Source organism: Nostoc sp. EspVER01, assembly GCF_034530635.1.
GTDB lineage: Bacteria > Cyanobacteriota > Cyanobacteriia > Cyanobacteriales > Nostocaceae > Nostoc.
Window position 1 is genome coordinate 13,800 of the sequence record NZ_JAVRCS010000038.1, and the last position, 18,486, is coordinate 32,285.

Sequence of the window (18,486 nt, forward strand, 5' to 3'; positions counted from 1 at the left end):
CAAAGTTTGCAGAGGTTTACAAAAATTAAGTATCATTGTCTACACCTTTTCTTAATTAGGTACGGAATATTTTTTTGCAAAAATATGCGAGTATAGTAAATATGCTGAGAACTCAGTAATTACTACACGATATATAATGTTCCTATACCCAAACACACCAAAAATAAGTCTTGGTTAAGGAATATTTAGGATATAGTTTGGGGAATGACGCTGGCGAACAAGAGTTAGATAACTCAGCTATCGGGGAGCGTACTAACGATCGCTAGTACACAGCAAATAAGCTACGTTACACACTAAATATAACAGCGCAAACCCTCATGATGGTAAACGTGAGGCGTTAATTAAAAACCTGGGAAAGCAGACGCATAATACATCATACTCAGAAGATATTGCTATCAGCAACCCAAAGTTATAAATTGCTATCTAAACTACAGAAGTAGTTAGAAGACTCAATAGTTTTTCGGAAATTCAACTACATTTAAAGTTAATTTCGGGAAGACGATTGGGAACACAACAAAATTCACTCGGTAGATGCTCTAGCGACTCGCAAAGAAAAACCACTAAGTGATTAGTTTCACTAGAGGCAAATGCGGCTAATACTAGCTTTTACCCTTGTCAACTTAACTATTAAGTTAATCAAGCAGCCTTTGGTTTCATGAATACGAAAATATTGTACCACCAAACAGCCAATATTATTTACAGCTAACAACTGTATTTTGCAACTGCGTCCTGAATACAGAAACCTGCTAGATGCTGGCTTAATGAATTCTGTTTCAACATGCAACTTAAATGTTGTCAGTTATGAGGGGCGCACTTACGATTAACTAATAGACCTCTTGCACAAATGCAAAATTCGCCCTCATCCCCCAACCCCTTCTCCCAATTTTGGGAGAAGGGGAGCCAAATTCAAAGTCCCTCTCCCAAGCTTGGGAGAGGGATTTAGGGTGAAAGCTCATTGATTGATGCAAGAAGTCTAATGACTAACGACTAACAACTACTAAATTATTAATGAAAATTGTATTTTTTGGTACACCTCAATTTGCTGTACCCACCTTGGAAAAATTATTGAATCATTCAGAATTTGAGGTGCTAGCGGTTGTCACCCAACCAGATAAACGCCGGGAACGCGGAAATAAACTTACGCCAACACCAGTAAAAGCGATCGCAACTGCTCACAACTTACCAGTATGGCAACCCGAACGGGTGAAAAAAGACACTGAAACTTTAACCAAACTTAAACAATTAGATGCAGATGTGTTTGTTGTTGTCGCTTATGGACAGATTTTATCGGCAAAAATCTTGAAGATGCCAAAATTAGCTTGCATTAATGTGCATGGCTCGATTTTACCCAAATATCGCGGTGCAGCCCCGATTCAGTGGTGTTTGTATAACGGTGAAAAGGAAACGGGGATCACCACCATGTTGATGGATGTGGGGATGGATACCGGCGCAATGCTCCAAATAGCCACTACACCGATTGGATTACTGGATAATGCCCAAGATTTAGCCGACAAACTAGCAGAAATCGGTGGGGATTTGTTGGTGGAAACTCTGTTGAAGTTAGAACGTAAAGAAATTCAACCAATTCCCCAAGATAATTTAGCAGCTACTTACGCCTCTCTGATTCAAAAACAAGATTATGCTTTGGATTGGTCGAAAAGCGCGCTCCAATTACACAATCAAATCAGAGGCTTTTACCCTAACTGCACGGCTACCTTTCGTAACAACCTGTTGAAAATCACCGCTTCGGTTCCTCTTGGTTCTGTAAGCGATGTCTGGCGACAAGCCGCTCCGCGTCTACGCGATCTCCCACCAGAATTGCAAGAATTGGTTAATAGATTGCCTGATTTGTCAAACGTATCAGATAAACCGGGAGTTGTAGTGAGCATTGTCAAAGGAATTGGTGCGATCGTCCAGACTGGGGAAGGTTTATTGCTGTTGCGAGAAGTTCAGCTAGCCGGTAAACGTCCCCAGTCGGGATGGGATTTTGTTAATGGTACCCGCTTAACTGTAGGAGAAGTTTTTGGTGCCGGAAGCTGATGGGGATGGAGGAAATGAGGGAGAATAACTTTTAACTCCTCACTCCTAACTCCTAAGACTTTTCATAAAAACGGCAAGATTCGCAAGGGCCATCTGGGTTGACTGCACAGCGAATGAGTTCTGAATGAGCATTGTAGCAGCAGGTGGCATCACCGATTACCCAACGTCCCGCTACCAAACTTTTCTCAGATGGTCGTTTAGCAGACTGTACATAAATGACAATATTATGCAAACGGTAGCGCCCAGCTTGAAGTTTATATCTATGACGGCGCTCTAAAACCGCGTAGGTTTTACCTTCAAAATCGAGATAGTTTCCGGGTTGGGGTGTCCAATCAAGTTGCACCCTACCGAGGGACTCACGTGGGTGAGTCAGAATCACCTCGGTTGGTAAAGAGTCTGGCTCCATAAGCTGATGTTATTTGATTTACATTATAAGGATAGTATCGCGATCGCTTTCTTTAGCTTACCGAATTTAAATTACAATTATTGATTCACTCTTCGCGTCCCTAAAGATTATGGCAACCAAAAGTTAGGTAGGATAGATTTGCCCAAGTCACGCAAAGTTTGATTGAGCGATCGCGCCACTTGGATATGCGCTTCATCCTCTTCTACAGCTAAAATCTCAGATGGCTGACCTTCTCCCAAATAAGACACTACCAAATTCGCTGCCTCCAAACCAGTAACATAAGCTTTTTCCTGCGACCAGGAACCATGACGGTTCACAATCCAATCCCCACTCATAAATACATTCTCAAAGCTTGTCTTCGCGGGCAACATATAACGATAGCTGCCAGGTGCAAAGTGAGTCACCGCTTGAGGTAGCCGAATTACACTACTATCAATAATCTTTGCTTCCCGAAAGGCTGGTACACAAGTTGCTAAATAACCCTGAACGATTGCTAAAATCTCCTCATCACTCAAATTGAGGAACTGATTCGCATGATAAAAATCAGCTTCAATCACTGTTCCCAGCTCATCCCGATATTCATCATGTAGAGCATTCAAATCAAAAAACGTCCAACCTATACTTGCGTCGAATCCAAAACAAGCATTAGAAGGACGAGGAATATCAATTTTACGGTCAAACCATATTCGCGTGGCTAAAACATCAATTGCTCCTAAATTGCTCAAATTACGGAATTCTTCACGACTTTGTAAGCTAGGGCTAGTTGAGACAATTTTCTTCATCCCGGTGATTCCAACGGCAAAAATTACGGCATCTGCTTCAATTACTTCATCACCACAAACCACACCCTTGACTTGATTACTATCAACAATTAAGTCTGTAACCCGACGCTTCGGCAACACTCGCGCCCCAGCTTTTTCAATACGTTCCACCCAAGGACGAAATATCTTTTCTCCCACAGTTCCCCGACACCAAACCACATCAAAATCGGGTTGATGAGCAAGAATAAAAAAGTAAAGCATCCCTAAAGTTGCGGCGGCTGAACACTGTTCGCCAGGGGCAAATAAGCCCACTAATAACATCGGTTCAAAAGCCTCGCGGTAAAGTCGTGCAGAAACGTTAAAGTCTTTGAACAATTCACGGGCAGTTACAAAATCATAGCGCCGCCAAGCTGCATCGGAATTATCAAAATCAACAACCGCATAAAGTAAAGGCAAGGCACTGAGACGGTCAATTAGTGGCAGCCGCTTAAACTGAGTGTAGAGAAAAGTTCCTAGTGGGGAGGGTAGTCGCGGTAAATCTTGAAAAATCGGTGATTCAACTTCCAAACCTGCTGGCGAATATTGCGAAGAACGAGTCCAAGTAGTAAAAGGATTAATTTCTAATTCATTAATTAAGGAAAAAATATTTTTGTAAGGATACCAGAACCCATGAATGCCAGCTTCAACAGATTTTCCGGCTGCCGTTTGCCAACCTGCCACCAATCCACCGGGATAGGGGCCTGCTTCGAGAAGTGTCACATCATAACCTTGTTTTGCCAAATGATAGGTTGCTCCTAAACCAGCCCAACCAGCACCTACAACTACCACACGTTTTTGTTGTAACCCTCCTACCATCGCCGCCTCCAATTGTTGCAGTCCATCAACTAATGTATACGAAGTTGTGTTTTGATCGAGCAAGGGTTGTCATTATAGCGGTTTTCACTTGGATGCAATAGGCGCTTTGCTCGCACATTCCATCGAATTTAAAATAGTTATAGACTTTAAAAAAGGCTTAGGGAAAGCGGTTCAGTAAAAATCACTTGCGGTTAATGCTGAGTTAAGAGTATAACAGAAAACAGACTTCACTATTGATGAGGATAATCATAATGTCTCAATTAGCAAATGTAAAATCCAGTCTAAATGACTTTGAATTACGAGATGGAATTTATTTCCCTAGCGACTATGAACAATTAACTAATACTCAACATAAAAAAACATGGGATGCAATTGGTAAAACATACTATGGTTCCCAAAAAATTGAAAAAATTGCCGCGACATCACCCATTAAACAAGATTACACTCTGCTAACTGGTACGCCTGGAGGTACTTGGAACAAATTTCCGTTGAATAAATCTGTCGGTTCTATTCTAGAAATTGGTTCTGGTTATGGTCGCGCACCTTTACATCTCTCGAAAGCGAAAAATCTGAAATGTGAGAAATATTACGGTATTGATATTTCTGAACCTTTATTGCGGCGGCTAATCAAAGTTAAACAAGAATACAATTTTTTCCCAGAAGCGGAATTTAACTTGATTTGCACTTCTGCTGAAACATTGCCTTTAGAAGATAATTCTATAGATTTGGTAATTTCTAATTGCGTCTTTATGCATATCCCAGATGCCCAATTAAGAAATTTATTGGCTGATATTTCTCGTGTGTTAAAACCTGGTGGAATTTTTGTGTTTAATCATTCTTTTCACAATAAGTCTTGTCCTTCTCATATCATCCATAATTTTATCAGAAGGCTGAACCCATTTGTGAGAAATCCAGTTTATCTCAAGCAATACTCAGCTGTTGAAATAGAAGAAATGTTAGCTACTGCTGGGATGAAAACGAAGTGTCCAGAATACATTGTCGAACCAACAGCAGAGTATGCAATTTTGCCGGAAACCATCAAAGGGATTCCCGTGCCGTTTGCTAATGCTATCAACAGAAGTCTCAAGCCATCAGATAATTTAAAAGAAACTTTGGCTTACGGTTTTAGTGCCTACAGTACTCAACTGGACTAATTAATCAATTCTCTGGTTGTCACAATGAACTGAATACTAATAATCTACAAAAGCACAACATTGTTGTGCTTTTACTTTTACAATAAATGCCTATGAACTCCAATCATATTAGGGACTTCCAGAAAATAAATTATCCAATTTACTCAGATAATATTTTTCTTTCTCCCCCTGCCCCCTGCCCCCCGGTTACTGAGCGTAGTCGTTGGCGCAGCCTCTCGTAGAGAAGTATGCTCCCCTGCCTAGACAGCGATGGGATATTTTTTTAGTTGGAAGTCCCTTATGTCCGCTTGATTGCTTATTAAATCCGAAGAACCTCACCCCCCCTCCCCGCAAGCGAGGAGGGCTTTCTGGGGCAGGTTTTTTTGATTAGACAAATTTTTGGGATTTTAAAACCAAAACCATTGTCTGAGAACTTAAAACTACGTTCAATAATTGAGAACATTCTCAACTATTTATCGAAAGCCTAAAAGCCTGCCCTTGAAAGAGCGAGGAGGGGGGGGTGGGGTATAATGACTGTGGTTAGCATAACTAATTATGCGGACATGATATCATTATCAGTAAATGGTATGACTTATAGTTACGGAAGATTCAAGGTTGCCCAATGTAGATAACATTCGCCAAAACTTGTACTTTTGTTAACTCGCGCACAAGACGTTGAGCTTGATATTTATAAAGTGGTATTGGCAATACTCTAGGCAAATTATTCATCCATTGCCTTGCATCAGAAGAACTACATCCTGTAATTAAAACTATCTCTTCAGCGCCATACATAATGGCATTTGTAGTTAGAGCTTTTTCAATCTGCACGCTCCATTGGCGAGGCAGCATTTCACCCCATTCAATTCGCTGCAAACTACTACTTGTGGCTAAAACAATCAAGCGATCGCCAGCATCAAGCTTAACATCATACCAGGGCATTAAAGAGTAATTGTCTTGCTGATATTTTTGGTAGAGAATCGGTACAACACTGTAGCCAGATGCTATTTCAGATAAAAGCAACCCATTCAGGGTATCGCCATCTTCAATTTTGTATTCCGTCACCATGACTATTTGCTCATTCAAGTGAAACAAGCTCAGAACATTTTCTCCAAAAGCAGCACAAGCAAAGACTTCTGCCGACAAAGCCGCACCACATATAACTTGAGCATAAGGAAACAGAGGGGCGACATTATCACTAAATTGGCGGTCTTGAGAGCGGATAATCAAGGTAGTGGTGGGGTTCATTGCATGAGCCATCAAACCAATTTCCAGATTTTCCATGTTATCGTCCCCAACTAAGATGATGCTTTTGGCATGGGAGAGATTCACCTTAGTGAGTGCTTCGCTAGTATTACCAACGATAAGGGGCATATCGGGTAAAGTTTCTTGGTCGAGAGTGGTAGGATGAATTCCTACTAAGGGTTGGTTGAGTTCTTGCAATAGAGCAGCCACTTTCTGCCCCAAGCGATTTAAGCCAATAATTATCAGATGGTTGCGTTGTGGTACAGGAGGGCGGGAATTGAAAAAATGAAATCTTGAAGTGACCAGAGCATCAGTCAGCAGCGCATATAATACTCCCACGAAAGCTTGACCTGTCAACGTCATTCCCAGGCTAAAAAACCGCAACCACCAAGGGATAGCGTCTGAAGGCTTTGATTGCGCTGCAAACTCAACACCACCAAATAAATCTCCGTATCCTCCCAAAAGCAAAACTGCTGTTGCATAGAAAGCTTCTTGGATGGTGATGTCAGGATAATATAAGCGGTAAAGAATTATTCCAACAAGCCATAGGATAAGTACAGTAATCGCATAGATTGTTGCAATTCGCCGGATTTGATTTTGGCTTTGGTAGTAAGATTGCCAAAATTGCACCATTTTATCCTTGAGATTTTTCGCTGTGATGCCTTGAATAAACTTTTGCCACTGCCACTTTTGGGTATGAGATTGTCGATGTTGCTCAGAGAAAGCTAAATCGTATGCCACATCAATGTAAACTAGAGTGTCTCCTACCTGCACTTCTGCCTCTGGGTTCCAGCCAAACAATTCTTTGAGTGGTTTAGATGAAACAGGTTTGTGGCTCAAGATGCGGCGAGTTGTCAGATTGAGTCTATGTACTGGCTTGCCATTACACCAGCTATCCTTCGCTTGTACCTGGTGCTTTATCACTTGCAATAGTTGCCCTTCTAAGGTGAAATATCCAATAGCTTCAGAACCAAGGGCTGTCAGAGCAAAGGCGTGAGCTGAAAGATGAGTAGGTTCAAAGGCAACAAAATTGCCGAGATTTTCCCACAAGAGTTTGTTGAAATTTTGTTTGTCAGAACGTACAATCAAGCGGACATGCGGATTAAGACGGCGTGCTGCAAAGGCAGCTTCTATATTTATCCGCTCATTTCTGGTTACTAAAAGTATTGAACGACACTGGCATATACCTGCCCGCTCTAAAACACTTGACTGGCGACAGTCTCCTACAATCAACTTTTCTAGTAAGTTAGGTACTTCCGGGACTTCCCAATGTTCGGGCTGTACATCCTCTATAGCGCTGACTTTAACATCGTATTCCTTGAGGATTGCAACGCAATGTTGTCCTAAACTTTTAAGTCCGCATACTAAGAAAAGGTCTTGGGGTTTTTTTTGATTGCTGGTAGGAGGGGGATGCACTTTCTGTTGACGGTAGCATTAGATACTGCTAACAGTATGTGTTTGCAAGGATTTTTACACTTCGGTAAGAAAACTCCAAGAAATAAATTATCCAATCTTGTGGGGTGGGCAACATGAGCGCAATATAAACTGGGCTCTCGTGTCGCCCACCCCACAAGAGTTAATTAGAGATTTTTTATTTGGAAGTGCCTAATTCCCAATAATTTTAACAGTTGGTTTCAAGATAAGGATCAAATGATCACAAACCGTATCGAATTCTGATATTTGATACCCAACTGAACGCGAGTTTTGTTGAAAGCTTGGCTAGTTTTTGGGATTTTCCTGATTGATTGTGATGTAATTTACCAACTTTTCCCGACATATTCAAGCTAAAGTTGGTAAATTAGGGATTAGTTGAGCTAATTCTTCCCTACGCAACTATGCCATTGGATTTATCGCCTCTTTGGATATCACTTAAAACTTCATTACTTGCCACATTTATCACCTTCTTCTTAGGTATCGCTGCTGCCTACTGGATGCTGGGATATTGTGGTAAAGGTAAATCGTTGATTGAGGGTATCTTTATTGCGCCTCTGATTTTACCGCCCACAGTTGTCGGGTTCTTGTTGCTGCTATTTTTTGGCAAAAATGGCCCTGTAGGGAAATTTATGGGGGCTTTTGACTTCAGCATCGTCTTTACTTGGTATGGTGCGGCGATCGCAGCTACAGTAGTTTCTTTCCCTTTAATGTATAAAACTGCACTGGGAGCCTTTGAACAAATAGATGGTAATCTGCTGCGAGTTGCTAGAACTCTTGGTGCAACTGAAACTACAATCTTTTGGCGCATCAGTTTACCCTTAGCACTACCCGGCATTGTCGCCGCCACAATGTTAGCTTTTGCCCGTGCTTTAGGAGAATTCGGCGCAACGTTGATGTTGGCTGGTAACATTCCAGGACAAACGCAGACAATCCCAATGGCGATTTATTTTGCAGTGGAAGCGGGAGCAATAAACGAGGCTTGGTTTTGGGCGATCGCAATTATGGTGATTTCTCTCTCTGGAATTATTGCAGTCAACTTCTGGCAAGAATTGAGGGAAAAGGGGAGGGGGGCGGGGAGCGGGCTTGCCGTGAGCGTAGTCGAACGGGAGTGGGGAGCAGGGGGAGAAATTCTTTATACTCCGCAATCTAGCTTTGAATCTGGGGGATTGTTTGTCAACATTGAAAAAATACTTCCTAGCTTTGATTTAAAAGTTGCTTTTACTACTGATGAGCAACCCTTGGGATTATTGGGGGGTTCTGGTGCAGGTAAGAGTATGATTTTGCGCTGCCTTGCGGGGATAGAAACGCCCACAAATGGCCGCATAGTTTTAAATGACAGAGTTCTGTTTGACTCAGAACAAGGAATTAATGTACCCAGCCGCGATCGCCGCATCGGTTTTTTAGTGCAGAATTATGCGCTGTTTCCGCACATGAATGTGGCGCAAAATATCGCTTTCGGCTTGGCCAAAAAATTATCTGCTGGGAGTATTCGGGTACAGGTAGAGGAGCAACTAATCGCGATGCAATTGCAGGGATTAGGCGATCGCTATCCGCACCAACTCTCTGGGGGACAACAACAACGAGTAGCCTTAGCAAGAGCATTGGCAAGTCAACCGGAAGCATTACTTTTAGATGAGCCGTTCTCGGCACTTGATACACATCTGCGTAGTCAATTAGAACAGCAAATGACAGAAACTCTTGCTGACTACCAAGGTGTGACTTTATTTGTCACCCATAATATGGAAGAAGCTTATCGGATTTGTCCGAATCTATTGGTATTGGAGCATGGCAGAGCCGTTCATTATGGTAGCAAACATGAGATTTTCCAGCATCCTGCTACTGTGAGTGTTGCTCAACTCACTGGATGCAAAAACTTCTCCCATGCTGTTCTCCAGTCATCACAACAGTTGGAAGCGATTGATTGGGGTTGTACTTTGCAAGTAATTGAACCAGTCAAGAGCGAATTATCTCACGTCGGCATTCGTGCCCATCAGTTTATTTTTACCAACGACTCATCACAGGAAAATACCTTTCCTTGCTGGGTAGTACGAACTAGTGAAACACCCCATAGAATGACATTATTTCTCAAATTACATTCGGCTGGCAAGAATTCTCAAGATTACCATCTGCAAGCTGAAGTCTTTAAAGAAAAATGGGCGACGATGAAAGACCAGCCTTTTCCTTGGTATGTGCGTTTAGATCCTCTGCGGTTAATTTTGATGGAGTGAACGCAGAGATAGAGGTAATATGATATCCTGATGGAATCGTTAGCTTATCGGATAGCAAAGCCTATTCTCTCTATTTTATTTTATCGATTCTATCCGTTTGCAGCAAGATTTAGACTCGGAGGTGGGATTGGGTTCTCCTTTATTTGGCTCCACCAGGATTGATTGTCATACCAGAGTAAAGCACAAGTGCAATGGAAAATGCGATCGCTCTCTCCACAACTTCTACATTGTCTTAATTCAAATAAAAATAGAGGGGCGATCGCTTTTTTGCTGACATCTTAATGCTTAATGAGACTCGATAAACTGTTCAATTGCAGACCGAACTTCAATGTTTTGCTTTTTAAAGGCAACTTCTCCGTACTCAAGATAGCATTCAGCTGCCTCTATCAGGTCTTGACATTTTTCGGGATTGTCCATCTCTTCGGTGATGCATTTATAATTCTTGTCGTCCTTTTTTAAAACGTACTTGTTATAGGGCTTCTTTAACTTTTTCTTCGGTCTACCTGATTGTCTTGGTTCAAACTGTTCGTTTAGATCGAAATCCAAACGCAGATAATTTTCACTACCTATGCTATTAAATATGCGCCGAGAAATATAGTTGGAATTTTCCGCAGAAGGGTCTAGGAAAATATTTGGTATATTCTTTGCCCAATCCAGGAGTCCCCATTTTTTGATCTCGGAATATTCATATGGACGAGTTGTTCGACCAGTTCCAATGGAGAGAACAGCAATTTCCTCTATCTTGGGTCTGGTTTTACCTTGGTCATTTATTTGCATAGATAAAGCATGGGCGATCGCAGCCAACTCTGGGTTATTAGCCGCTACTCCACCATCAATGTGCGGAAGAAACTCCTCGGAGTTGCGGCGGAGTTCGTAAGGAGGGAAAAATGTTGGTGCTGAAGCTGAAGCTGTGCATATTTTCCATAGTTCAGTCTTGTTCTTATAGTACCATTCTTTATCGTCGTCATTCGCAAACCACGTTGTGTTTCGGGATAAAACGTCATACGCAAGGATCAAGAGATTTGGCTGCTTGATATCTGCAATTGTCGGGCATTTTCCCTGATGAATTAAGTTTCTTTTTAAGACCTGAGCCAACCCCTGTTCTCCCCGCTCGTGGGGATATAACACATAACCTCCGAGAATTTGACTCAACCACCGCCATTTTCGCTGCTGACGTACCGACTCTAGGAAGATATCTTTTCCTTGTTCTTTGTAGACGTTAATCAGTTGTTGAGCTTCCATCTGACAGGCAATTCCCGCAGCCAGAATTGAACCAGTGGATGTCCCAGCAATCAAGTCGAAATATTCATGTAATTTCTGCCCATTTTTCTTTTCTTTCAGTGTTGTCTCTATCTTCTTTAAAATTGTTGCGGATATAACTCCACGGATGCCACCCCCATCTAAGCTGAGAATTTTAAACGTCTTTGACATATCCAATTCCTTGTTAATTTAGTTTGTTCTGTATCTCTGACGATATCCAAAATCAATTTCTGAACTTTTTGAGTTCGAGACATTTTTTCCCAACCCAATCCACCCCACCAGCATCAAACACAAGAAGCATTTCGTACACTCTGATGCAACCACTGATTGACAATTTGACATAACTTTTGACCTGGTAGTGTATCCAATTGGTGCAAAATTAATGCCTTTAATTCCTTATATCGCTAGGCGTTTAAGCATAAAATGTGGTCTGAAAGTCAAATTATGAGGTACTGGTGGATGCCGCAAATATAACATCTACATCTAGGCACATCCCCAGTAAAATCACTTGCCTTAATTCCAGAATATTAAATTAATGTGAGTTCGATAGTTACAAAAAGGCAAAGAGTTTGCTAGATATGAAGCGCGAGAAACTAGGCAGGTAATAACGTATTCACAGTTAGTCCGGCGACTGACAGATTCCTTGACAACATCAGTGCTGCTTTTAATCGCTCTGCTATTGGTCTAAATACTATTACTGACTTTAACAAATCCTAAGGTACTGGATAAAACTACCTTTAGGTGATCGCTTCTAATTCCGAAACTATTTTAAGTAATATTAATTATTTCTCAAGTATTGGTTTAGACTTGCATCAACTGGTAATTTTAGAAGTCCTTACTTCAAGCGCCCAGACCCCAAGGAGTCTGAGCGCTTGAATATTAGGTTGCAGAGAAACTTCTGCTAGTTAGGGAAATTATGCGGGCATCATGTGCATACTTCTGCAAGACTCTGCACACTTGCGGCAAGCGGCAGCACATTCCATCATCTTCGCGTCATCGCTCATCATCTCACACGCCATTGCAGTGCGATCGCACATTTCCGCGCAAAGCATACAAGTGCGTTCCATGAACTCAGAACCGCTCATCATCATATTCATGCACATCATGCACATTTCAGAGCAATCGCGCATCATACTCATCATGCTCATCATATTCTTGTCCATGTGCTGACCACCTTTACTCATGCAATGAGTCATGGTTTCCATGCACATTTTATGACAATCCATACAAACATCCATGCAAGTCTGCATTTTTGGAGTCATGGTTTCATTCATCATCATCATCATCATCGGAAATACCTCCTGATTTTTTGATGCATAAATAGTGTCCTTTTAAGGACTACTCATCACATTAGTCCTATCCTTTTAAAGAGTCAATGGGGTTTTTAATCCAGAATTTTTAAGCCTACTATCCCGATATAATTACCGGAAAATTGAAGGAATTCTACAGTCGTTTAGTGTTGTTTTTCTGGGGAATACTATACATTAAGCCTTAGAAACCCTCGCTTTAGAGTGGGGTTTAATTTGACAATTCAAATTTACGTCGGGGATCAAAAGTTAGAGTTAAATTTAACTCGAAAATAATGTTATTTTTTTTAACAAATGAATGCCTAGACTAAGCATTTGTAAATTTATATTAACCTGTATTTTATTAACTTATATTAATTTGAAGAGATATGTCCTGGAAAATTCGTAATTCATAATGGAATTTCAACTGCACTTCAAATAAACTTTCCTCAAAAAAGTAATTTTCACAACTTACATAAGATATGATGTCGGTTATAGATTTGATTCTAATTTGAGTAAGCGATCGCTAGCTGCTTTTAATGTCTCAGGTCTTTTGCTAAAGCAAAATCTGATCAATGAATGTCCTTTTTCTGGTTGGCTAAAAAAGCTGGAACCGGGAACTACAGCGACACCAATATTTTTAATCAGATGGTAAGTGAATTCAACATCTGTTTTATAGCCAAATTTGGAAATATCTGCAAGAACGTAATAGGCTCCTTTGGGAACGAAATAGGGAATCCCAACTTGGTCTAGAATTTGTAAAATGCTGTCTCGCTTCTGGTGATAAAGTTTGGCTAGTTCTTCATAATAGGATGGTGGCAGTTGCATGGCGGCAACTCCGGCTCGTTGCAATGGTGCAGGTGCGCCAACGGTGAGAAAATCATGAACTTTGCGAATTGCTCCTGTCAATTCAGGGTTTGCTAGAATGTAGCCGACTCGCCATCCAGTGACGCTGTAAGTTTTGGATAAACCATTAATAGTAACGGTACGTTCTTCCATTCCAGGAAGAGTCGCTAGGGCAATATGTTGAGTGCCATCATAGAGAATATGTTCATAAATTTCATCAGTGAACGCTAACACATCCCATTTTTGACAAAGTTCAGCAATTAGGGTGAGTTCTTCACGGGTAAAGACTTTACCTGTGGGGTTATGGGGTGTGTTGATAATAATCGCTTTGGTATTGGCATTGAAAGCTTGACGCAACTGTGATTCATCAAATGTCCAATGAGGAGGATGCAGTGTCACGTAGCGGGGTATAGCACCAGCTAAAATCGCATCGGGGCCGTAGTTTTCATAATATGGCTCAAATACAATTACTTCGTCACCCGGATTGACTGTCGCTAGCATCACAGATGCCATTGCTTCTGTAGAACCACAGGTAACGGTGATTTGGGTTTCGGGATTGATATCTAAGCCGAGATACCAACGGACTTTATTAGCGATCGCATGACGAAATGGGCGATCGCCCCAAGTAATGGCATACTGATTAACATCTGCCTCTATCGCCTGATATGCTGCCTGTTTCAATTCTAGTGGACAGGGAAAATCAGGGAAACCCTGCGCTAGATTCACTGCATCATGTTGCAGTGCTACCCGCGTCATTTCTCGAATCACCGACTCTGTAAACTGTTCTGCCTTCGCTGATATCTTTTGCCGCCCAATCTTACTCACCACCATACCTCCGTATTGCCGTTAACCGAGAATTTCTACAAACCCGATAAAAACCATAATGCTGATAGATTTATCGTAGTATACTCAAATTTCCGATCTAGAGGGAATACAACCTCATAATCTATATACTTAATTATTGAGATTAATAGTCAATTATTGAAGTAACGATCCAGAATCATCATGAAATCTTTGCACCGTCCCGATCTGTATAGCTGGTCTAATTTCAATCCGGCAAGAAATATTGATTTCAATGGGATTGCCTGGATTCGCCCAGATGGCAACATCTTGATTGACCCAGTAGCCCTATCAAACCATGATTGGAATCATCTAAAATCCCTCGGCGGTGTGGTTTGGATTGTGCTGACGAATTCTGAGCATGTCAGAGCAAGTAAAGAAATTGCCGATCAAACTTATGCCAAGATTGCTGGCCCCATTGCAGAAAAAGACACTTTTCCTATACCTTGCGATCGCTGGCTATCTGATGGTGAAGAATTTGTGCCAGGACTGGAGGTGATTGAACTCAATGGTTCTAAAACTCCCGGTGAGTTGGCTTTGTTACTGGAAGAGACAACTTTAATTACAGGGGATTTAGTCCGGGCACGTAAAGCAGGTAGCTTAACGATTTTACCAGATGACAAACTGCTGAATCGAGAAGAGGCTGTAGCTTCTGTTCGCAGGTTGGCTCAACTAAGTCGGGTAGAAGCAGTGTTGGTGGGGGATGGTTGGCCAGTCTTTCGGGATGGACGCGATCGCTTAAAGGATCTTGTAGCAACGCTTTAAATAATTAGGGTAGCACAGCTAGCTATGCTACCCTACAGGCGATTATGGTTCAAATAGATAAAAAGGCTCTCAGACGAAAATCAAACAACACCGTATCATGGTAGTTAGTAGCATTTATGTCTGATAGTTTCTTTTTTGCCATAAAAGAATATCAGGTAAGTAATATCCTGATTTCCTGACGGCAGAATGCGAAGGCTTTTAACGATCAATCTAGTTGGAGAACGCTGATGTCTAAGGAAAGAAAAAGTAATAAAGAAGCTAAAAAACCTAAAAAAGATCCTAAAGACAAAAAGGAGAAAAAAGAGCCAAACAAATAGGCTAATTTAGGTAAATATCTTTAGCGAAGACCAAGAGTTGCACTTTCCTAAATTGACAATATTTCGTCCAGTAGCACTGAGTAGGAGAAGTTATTGTCAAAAGTTTGTTCACCCTTGGTCAAGCTCCAAAATCTGATGATTTAGGTTGTGTATGCGATGTCACGAGGGTCTACGCCTACGCAACTTAATCAAGCAGGAGTAAACTTTAGCGAAACACCGTTCATACAATAGCGCTTGCCAGTGGGTGCAGGACCATCATCAAAAACATGACCCAGATGACCACCACAGCGACTACAATGCACTTCAGTTCTGGTCATAAACAATGACTTGTCTACAGTAGTAGCGATCGCACCTTCAATTGGATTAAAGAAGCTAGGCCAGCCAGTACCACTGTTAAATTTGGTGTCAGATGTAAACAGTGGTAGTTCACACGCAGCACAATAATAAGTACCCTTGTCGTATTCCTTATCCAATGGACTGGTGTAAGGGCGTTCAGTCCCATGTTTACGCAATACATTAAACTGTTCTGGCGTTAAAATTGTGCGCCATTCTGACTCTGGTTTGGTAACTTCAAATCCACTCTGAGAAGTTGTCATTGCTTGTGACCCCCAATTGATATACCTTGATAAAAATGCTGTGCCGACTATGACTGCACCAGCCTGTAAAAAATAGCGTTTGTCCATATATCTATTATTTTCTATTTTCCGGTTCACTGGCCAATCAATTCCAGTACGGGATTCCCTACATGAATGACTATAATCAGCGATCGCTCTGAATTAGCCCTGATAAACTGATTAAAATTAGCTAAGAAACAACAAATTATTTTTTAGCCAAATACTAGGTGGAAATCCGATCTATTTGACCTGATTTTTGGACAATAGCAAGTATAGTTTTCAATTGGAGCATAAACTACGGTCAATCATCATCTTCATCAGAGGTGGTGAAATGCTGAGTAGTCCCGTGTTTACCATGACTCGTCATAAATACAAATGCGCGATTGAGCCGCTTTACCCCACTGAGGGTAATCAGAGTCAGTAAACCTCCCAATAATCCCATTTGCCATAGACCACAACCAATTGCAGCCCCCAAGCCGGCAGCAGTCCAGACACAGGCGGCTGTAGTTAAACCCTTTACTTTTGGCGTTGCAGATTTTCTCGGAGACTCTTGTAAAATCAATCCGGCTCCAAGAAATCCAACCCCGGTAGCTACACCTTGAATTGTGCGACTCAGTGCATTGGTAGCAGCATAAGGACTCTCGCCCTCAGCCTGCAAAGGAATCATCACAAATAATGCTGCTCCCATACTCACGAGCATGAACGTTCTCATCCCTGCTGGTCTACCTCCTTGCTGACGGTTAAATCCAATCAAGCAACCAACCAGGAGTGCCAAAGACAATCTAAACGCTATATGTGGCCAATCGTTGGCACTAATAAACATCGGCCCCATTGCCTTATTTCTCCTAGAGATAGAACACAATTTTGCACCTATTGGCAGTGGGCTGGATGGCTACCCACTTTTGTAGCTGAAAAGTTAAGCACAGCAAATCAATAGGTTTTTAGTACGTTAAAGTTAATTTAACAAAAGGTTATGAATAAGTAAATAAGTATACACAAACCCACCATTCCTGGATTCTTCCTAGAGACAGAAAGAGGGTAAGGGAGCAGAGGAGCAGGGGAGAAGTTGCAGTAAGTTTTTCCCCTCTGCACCTCTGCCTCTTGTGCCTAATGCCAATACCCAACGCTAGTTTTTTGACTAATATACATTGGTCTGATAGGAATACCGGAGTTTTCTGAAAACTTCTTGCTTACTTAAATAGAATATGTGATACTCTAAAAACTACAAATAAAGTACGGTATTTCTATCAAATTACCGGAGTTTAAAAGGACAGGATTCATGCAGCTACTATGGTTCATCCCAACTCATGGCGACGGACGTTACCTTGCAACTGCTACAGGCGGACGGGCAGTAGGCTTTCCTTATCTGCGGCAGATTGCCCAAGCGGTGGATGACCTTGGTTATACAGGGGCATTGCTGCCTACAGGTCGCTCTTGCGAAGATGCTTGGATTGTCGCGTCAACCTTGGTATCACTAACCCGACAGATGCGTTTTTTGGTGGCAATTCGTCCCGGCTTGGTATCACCTGGAGTAGCAGCACGGATGGCGGCAACTTTTGATCGCCTCTCTGGAGGACGCTTGCTGATTAATGTCGTGACCGGTGGCGATCCCGTGGAGTTAGCGGGAGATGGCTTGCATTTGGATCACGATCGCCGCTATGAATTAACAGATGAATTTTTGACAGTATGGCGAGCGATCGCTAGTGGAGAACAAGCCAATCTTCAGGGTGATTATCTCAATATTCAAGATGGTAAACTGCTTTTTCCACCTGTTCAAAAGCCATATCCGCCCTTGTGGTTTGGCGGTTCCTCTCCTGTTGCTCAAAAAATTGCTGCCAAGCATGTAGATGTTTATCTAACTTGGGGCGAACCACCGGCACAAGTAGCCGAGAAGATTGCAGCAGTTCGCAGACTTGCAGAAGCAGAAGGCCGGACTTTGCGGTTTGGAATTCGCCTACATGTGATTGTGCGCGAAACCGAGAGTGAAGCTTGGGATGCGGCGAATCAATTGATTAAGTATGTGGATGATGAGGCGATCGCTAAAGCCCAAAAAGCTTACGCCCGGATGGATTCAGTTGGGCAACAGCGAATGACTCAATTACACCACGGTAATCGTGAGGCATTAGAGATTAGCCCGAACCTGTGGGCGGGAGTCGGTTTAGTGCGGGGTGGTGCAGGAACAGCCTTAGTCGGCGATCCCCAAACCGTAGCTGCCAGGATATTAGAATATGGAGATTTAGGTATTGAGTCCTTTATCCTCTCTGGCTATCCCCACCTAGAGGAAGCTTATCGAGTTGCAGAACTTCTATTTCCCCATTTGCCATTAGAAAATTTACCCACAATGGAGAAGCAACACGTCTTAAGTCCATTCGGCGAGATTGTGGCAAATGAAGATTTCCCTAAGCAAAAGCTTCAAGAAAGAGCAACGTCCATATCCTAGTAGTTATGAACTAGGAGAT

The 18,486-nt window shown here is 42.0% G+C and carries 13 protein-coding genes; 5 read left to right on the forward strand and 8 right to left on the reverse strand.

Features of this window, described 5'->3' with window-relative positions:
- Positions 1-1,008: 1,008 nt before the first annotated feature.
- Positions 1,009-2,040 carry a methionyl-tRNA formyltransferase gene (fmt, locus tag RMX69_RS24235; RefSeq protein WP_289797940.1) on the forward strand — a complete coding sequence of 344 codons (1,032 nt, stop codon included), beginning with the start codon at positions 1,009-1,011 and terminating at the stop codon, positions 2,038-2,040.
- A 52-nt stretch (positions 2,041-2,092) separates the two neighbouring features.
- Here fmt and RMX69_RS24240 read toward each other — a convergent pair whose 3' ends face one another.
- Both RMX69_RS24240 and RMX69_RS24245 read right to left on the reverse strand, forming a co-directional pair.
- Entirely contained in the window at positions 2,093-2,446 is a 354-nt protein-coding gene (locus tag RMX69_RS24240; RefSeq protein WP_289797939.1) for a DUF6464 family protein, read from the reverse strand.
- Positions 2,447-2,553: 107 nt separating this feature from the next.
- Entirely contained in the window at positions 2,554-4,062 is a 1,509-nt protein-coding gene (locus RMX69_RS24245) for a hydroxysqualene dehydroxylase (protein WP_322638974.1), read from the reverse strand.
- 251 nt (positions 4,063-4,313) lie between these two features.
- Here RMX69_RS24245 and RMX69_RS24250 point away from each other — a divergent pair, with 251 nt between their 5' ends.
- Positions 4,314-5,216: a class I SAM-dependent methyltransferase gene (locus RMX69_RS24250; protein ID WP_322638956.1), complete on the forward strand. Its 903-nt coding sequence runs from the start codon at positions 4,314-4,316 to the stop codon at positions 5,214-5,216.
- Positions 5,217-5,804: 588 nt separating this feature from the next.
- Here the strand turns inward: RMX69_RS24250 and RMX69_RS24255 are convergent.
- The gene (locus RMX69_RS24255; RefSeq protein WP_322638957.1) at positions 5,805-7,853 is read right to left on the reverse strand and encodes a potassium channel family protein; all 2,049 of its coding nucleotides are present in this window, start codon (positions 7,851-7,853) and stop codon (positions 5,805-5,807) included.
- Positions 7,854-8,272: 419 nt separating this feature from the next.
- Here RMX69_RS24255 and modB point away from each other — a divergent pair, with 419 nt between their 5' ends.
- On the forward strand, positions 8,273-10,099 hold the full coding sequence (gene modB, locus RMX69_RS24260; RefSeq protein ID WP_322638958.1) for a molybdate ABC transporter permease subunit: 1,827 nt from the start codon (positions 8,273-8,275) through the stop codon (positions 10,097-10,099).
- A 285-nt stretch (positions 10,100-10,384) separates the two neighbouring features.
- Here modB and RMX69_RS24265 read toward each other — a convergent pair whose 3' ends face one another.
- From RMX69_RS24265 to RMX69_RS24275, 3 genes are all read right to left on the reverse strand, one after another.
- Positions 10,385-11,530 (reverse strand): patatin-like phospholipase family protein, encoded by a 1,146-nt coding sequence (locus RMX69_RS24265; RefSeq protein ID WP_322638959.1) that lies wholly within the window; start codon positions 11,528-11,530, stop codon positions 10,385-10,387.
- Between the two features lie 743 nt (positions 11,531-12,273).
- Positions 12,274-12,645 (reverse strand): four-helix bundle copper-binding protein, encoded by a 372-nt coding sequence (locus RMX69_RS24270; protein WP_322638975.1) that lies wholly within the window; start codon positions 12,643-12,645, stop codon positions 12,274-12,276.
- Positions 12,646-13,137: 492 nt separating this feature from the next.
- Entirely contained in the window at positions 13,138-14,322 is a 1,185-nt protein-coding gene (locus RMX69_RS24275; RefSeq protein ID WP_322638960.1) for a pyridoxal phosphate-dependent aminotransferase, read from the reverse strand.
- A gap of 174 nt (positions 14,323-14,496) precedes the next feature.
- Here RMX69_RS24275 and RMX69_RS24280 point away from each other — a divergent pair, with 174 nt between their 5' ends.
- Complete coding sequence (locus RMX69_RS24280; protein WP_289797933.1) at positions 14,497-15,096, forward strand: MBL fold metallo-hydrolase; 600 nt, start codon at positions 14,497-14,499, stop codon at positions 15,094-15,096.
- Between the two features lie 505 nt (positions 15,097-15,601).
- On the opposite strand, the gene msrB is transcribed toward RMX69_RS24280, so the two are convergent.
- Together msrB and RMX69_RS24290 are read right to left on the reverse strand one after the other, a co-directional pair.
- Complete coding sequence (msrB, locus tag RMX69_RS24285) at positions 15,602-16,096, reverse strand: peptide-methionine (R)-S-oxide reductase MsrB (protein WP_322638961.1); 495 nt, start codon at positions 16,094-16,096, stop codon at positions 15,602-15,604.
- A gap of 232 nt (positions 16,097-16,328) precedes the next feature.
- A complete protein-coding gene (locus RMX69_RS24290; RefSeq protein WP_289797931.1) occupies positions 16,329-16,859 on the reverse strand; it encodes an MgtC/SapB family protein in 531 nt (176 codons plus the stop codon).
- Between the two features lie 447 nt (positions 16,860-17,306).
- Here RMX69_RS24290 and ssuD point away from each other — a divergent pair, with 447 nt between their 5' ends.
- Positions 17,307-18,467 (forward strand): FMNH2-dependent alkanesulfonate monooxygenase, encoded by a 1,161-nt coding sequence (gene ssuD, locus RMX69_RS24295; RefSeq protein WP_289797930.1) that lies wholly within the window; start codon positions 17,307-17,309, stop codon positions 18,465-18,467.
- Positions 18,468-18,486: the final 19 nt, after the last annotated feature.

Excerpts from the sequence above, each read along its gene's own strand:
- fmt (WP_289797940.1), top strand. The coding sequence starts at position 1,009 with ATGAAAATTGTATTTTTTGGTACACCTCAATTTGCTGTACCCACCTTG.
- RMX69_RS24240 (WP_289797939.1), bottom strand. The coding sequence starts at position 2,446 with ATGGAGCCAGACTCTTTACCAACCGAGGTGATTCTGACTCACCCACGT.
- RMX69_RS24245 (WP_322638974.1), bottom strand. The coding sequence starts at position 4,062 with ATGGTAGGAGGGTTACAACAAAAACGTGTGGTAGTTGTAGGTGCTGGT.
- RMX69_RS24250 (WP_322638956.1), top strand. The coding sequence starts at position 4,314 with ATGTCTCAATTAGCAAATGTAAAATCCAGTCTAAATGACTTTGAATTA.
- modB (WP_322638958.1), top strand. The coding sequence starts at position 8,273 with ATGCCATTGGATTTATCGCCTCTTTGGATATCACTTAAAACTTCATTA.
- RMX69_RS24265 (WP_322638959.1), bottom strand. The coding sequence starts at position 11,530 with ATGTCAAAGACGTTTAAAATTCTCAGCTTAGATGGGGGTGGCATCCGT.
- RMX69_RS24270 (WP_322638975.1), bottom strand. The coding sequence starts at position 12,645 with ATGATGATGATGATGAATGAAACCATGACTCCAAAAATGCAGACTTGC.
- RMX69_RS24275 (WP_322638960.1), bottom strand. The coding sequence starts at position 14,322 with ATGGTGGTGAGTAAGATTGGGCGGCAAAAGATATCAGCGAAGGCAGAA.
- RMX69_RS24280 (WP_289797933.1), top strand. The coding sequence starts at position 14,497 with ATGAAATCTTTGCACCGTCCCGATCTGTATAGCTGGTCTAATTTCAAT.
- msrB (WP_322638961.1), bottom strand. The coding sequence starts at position 16,096 with ATGGACAAACGCTATTTTTTACAGGCTGGTGCAGTCATAGTCGGCACA.
- RMX69_RS24290 (WP_289797931.1), bottom strand. The coding sequence starts at position 16,859 with ATGGGGCCGATGTTTATTAGTGCCAACGATTGGCCACATATAGCGTTT.
- ssuD (WP_289797930.1), top strand. The coding sequence starts at position 17,307 with ATGCAGCTACTATGGTTCATCCCAACTCATGGCGACGGACGTTACCTT.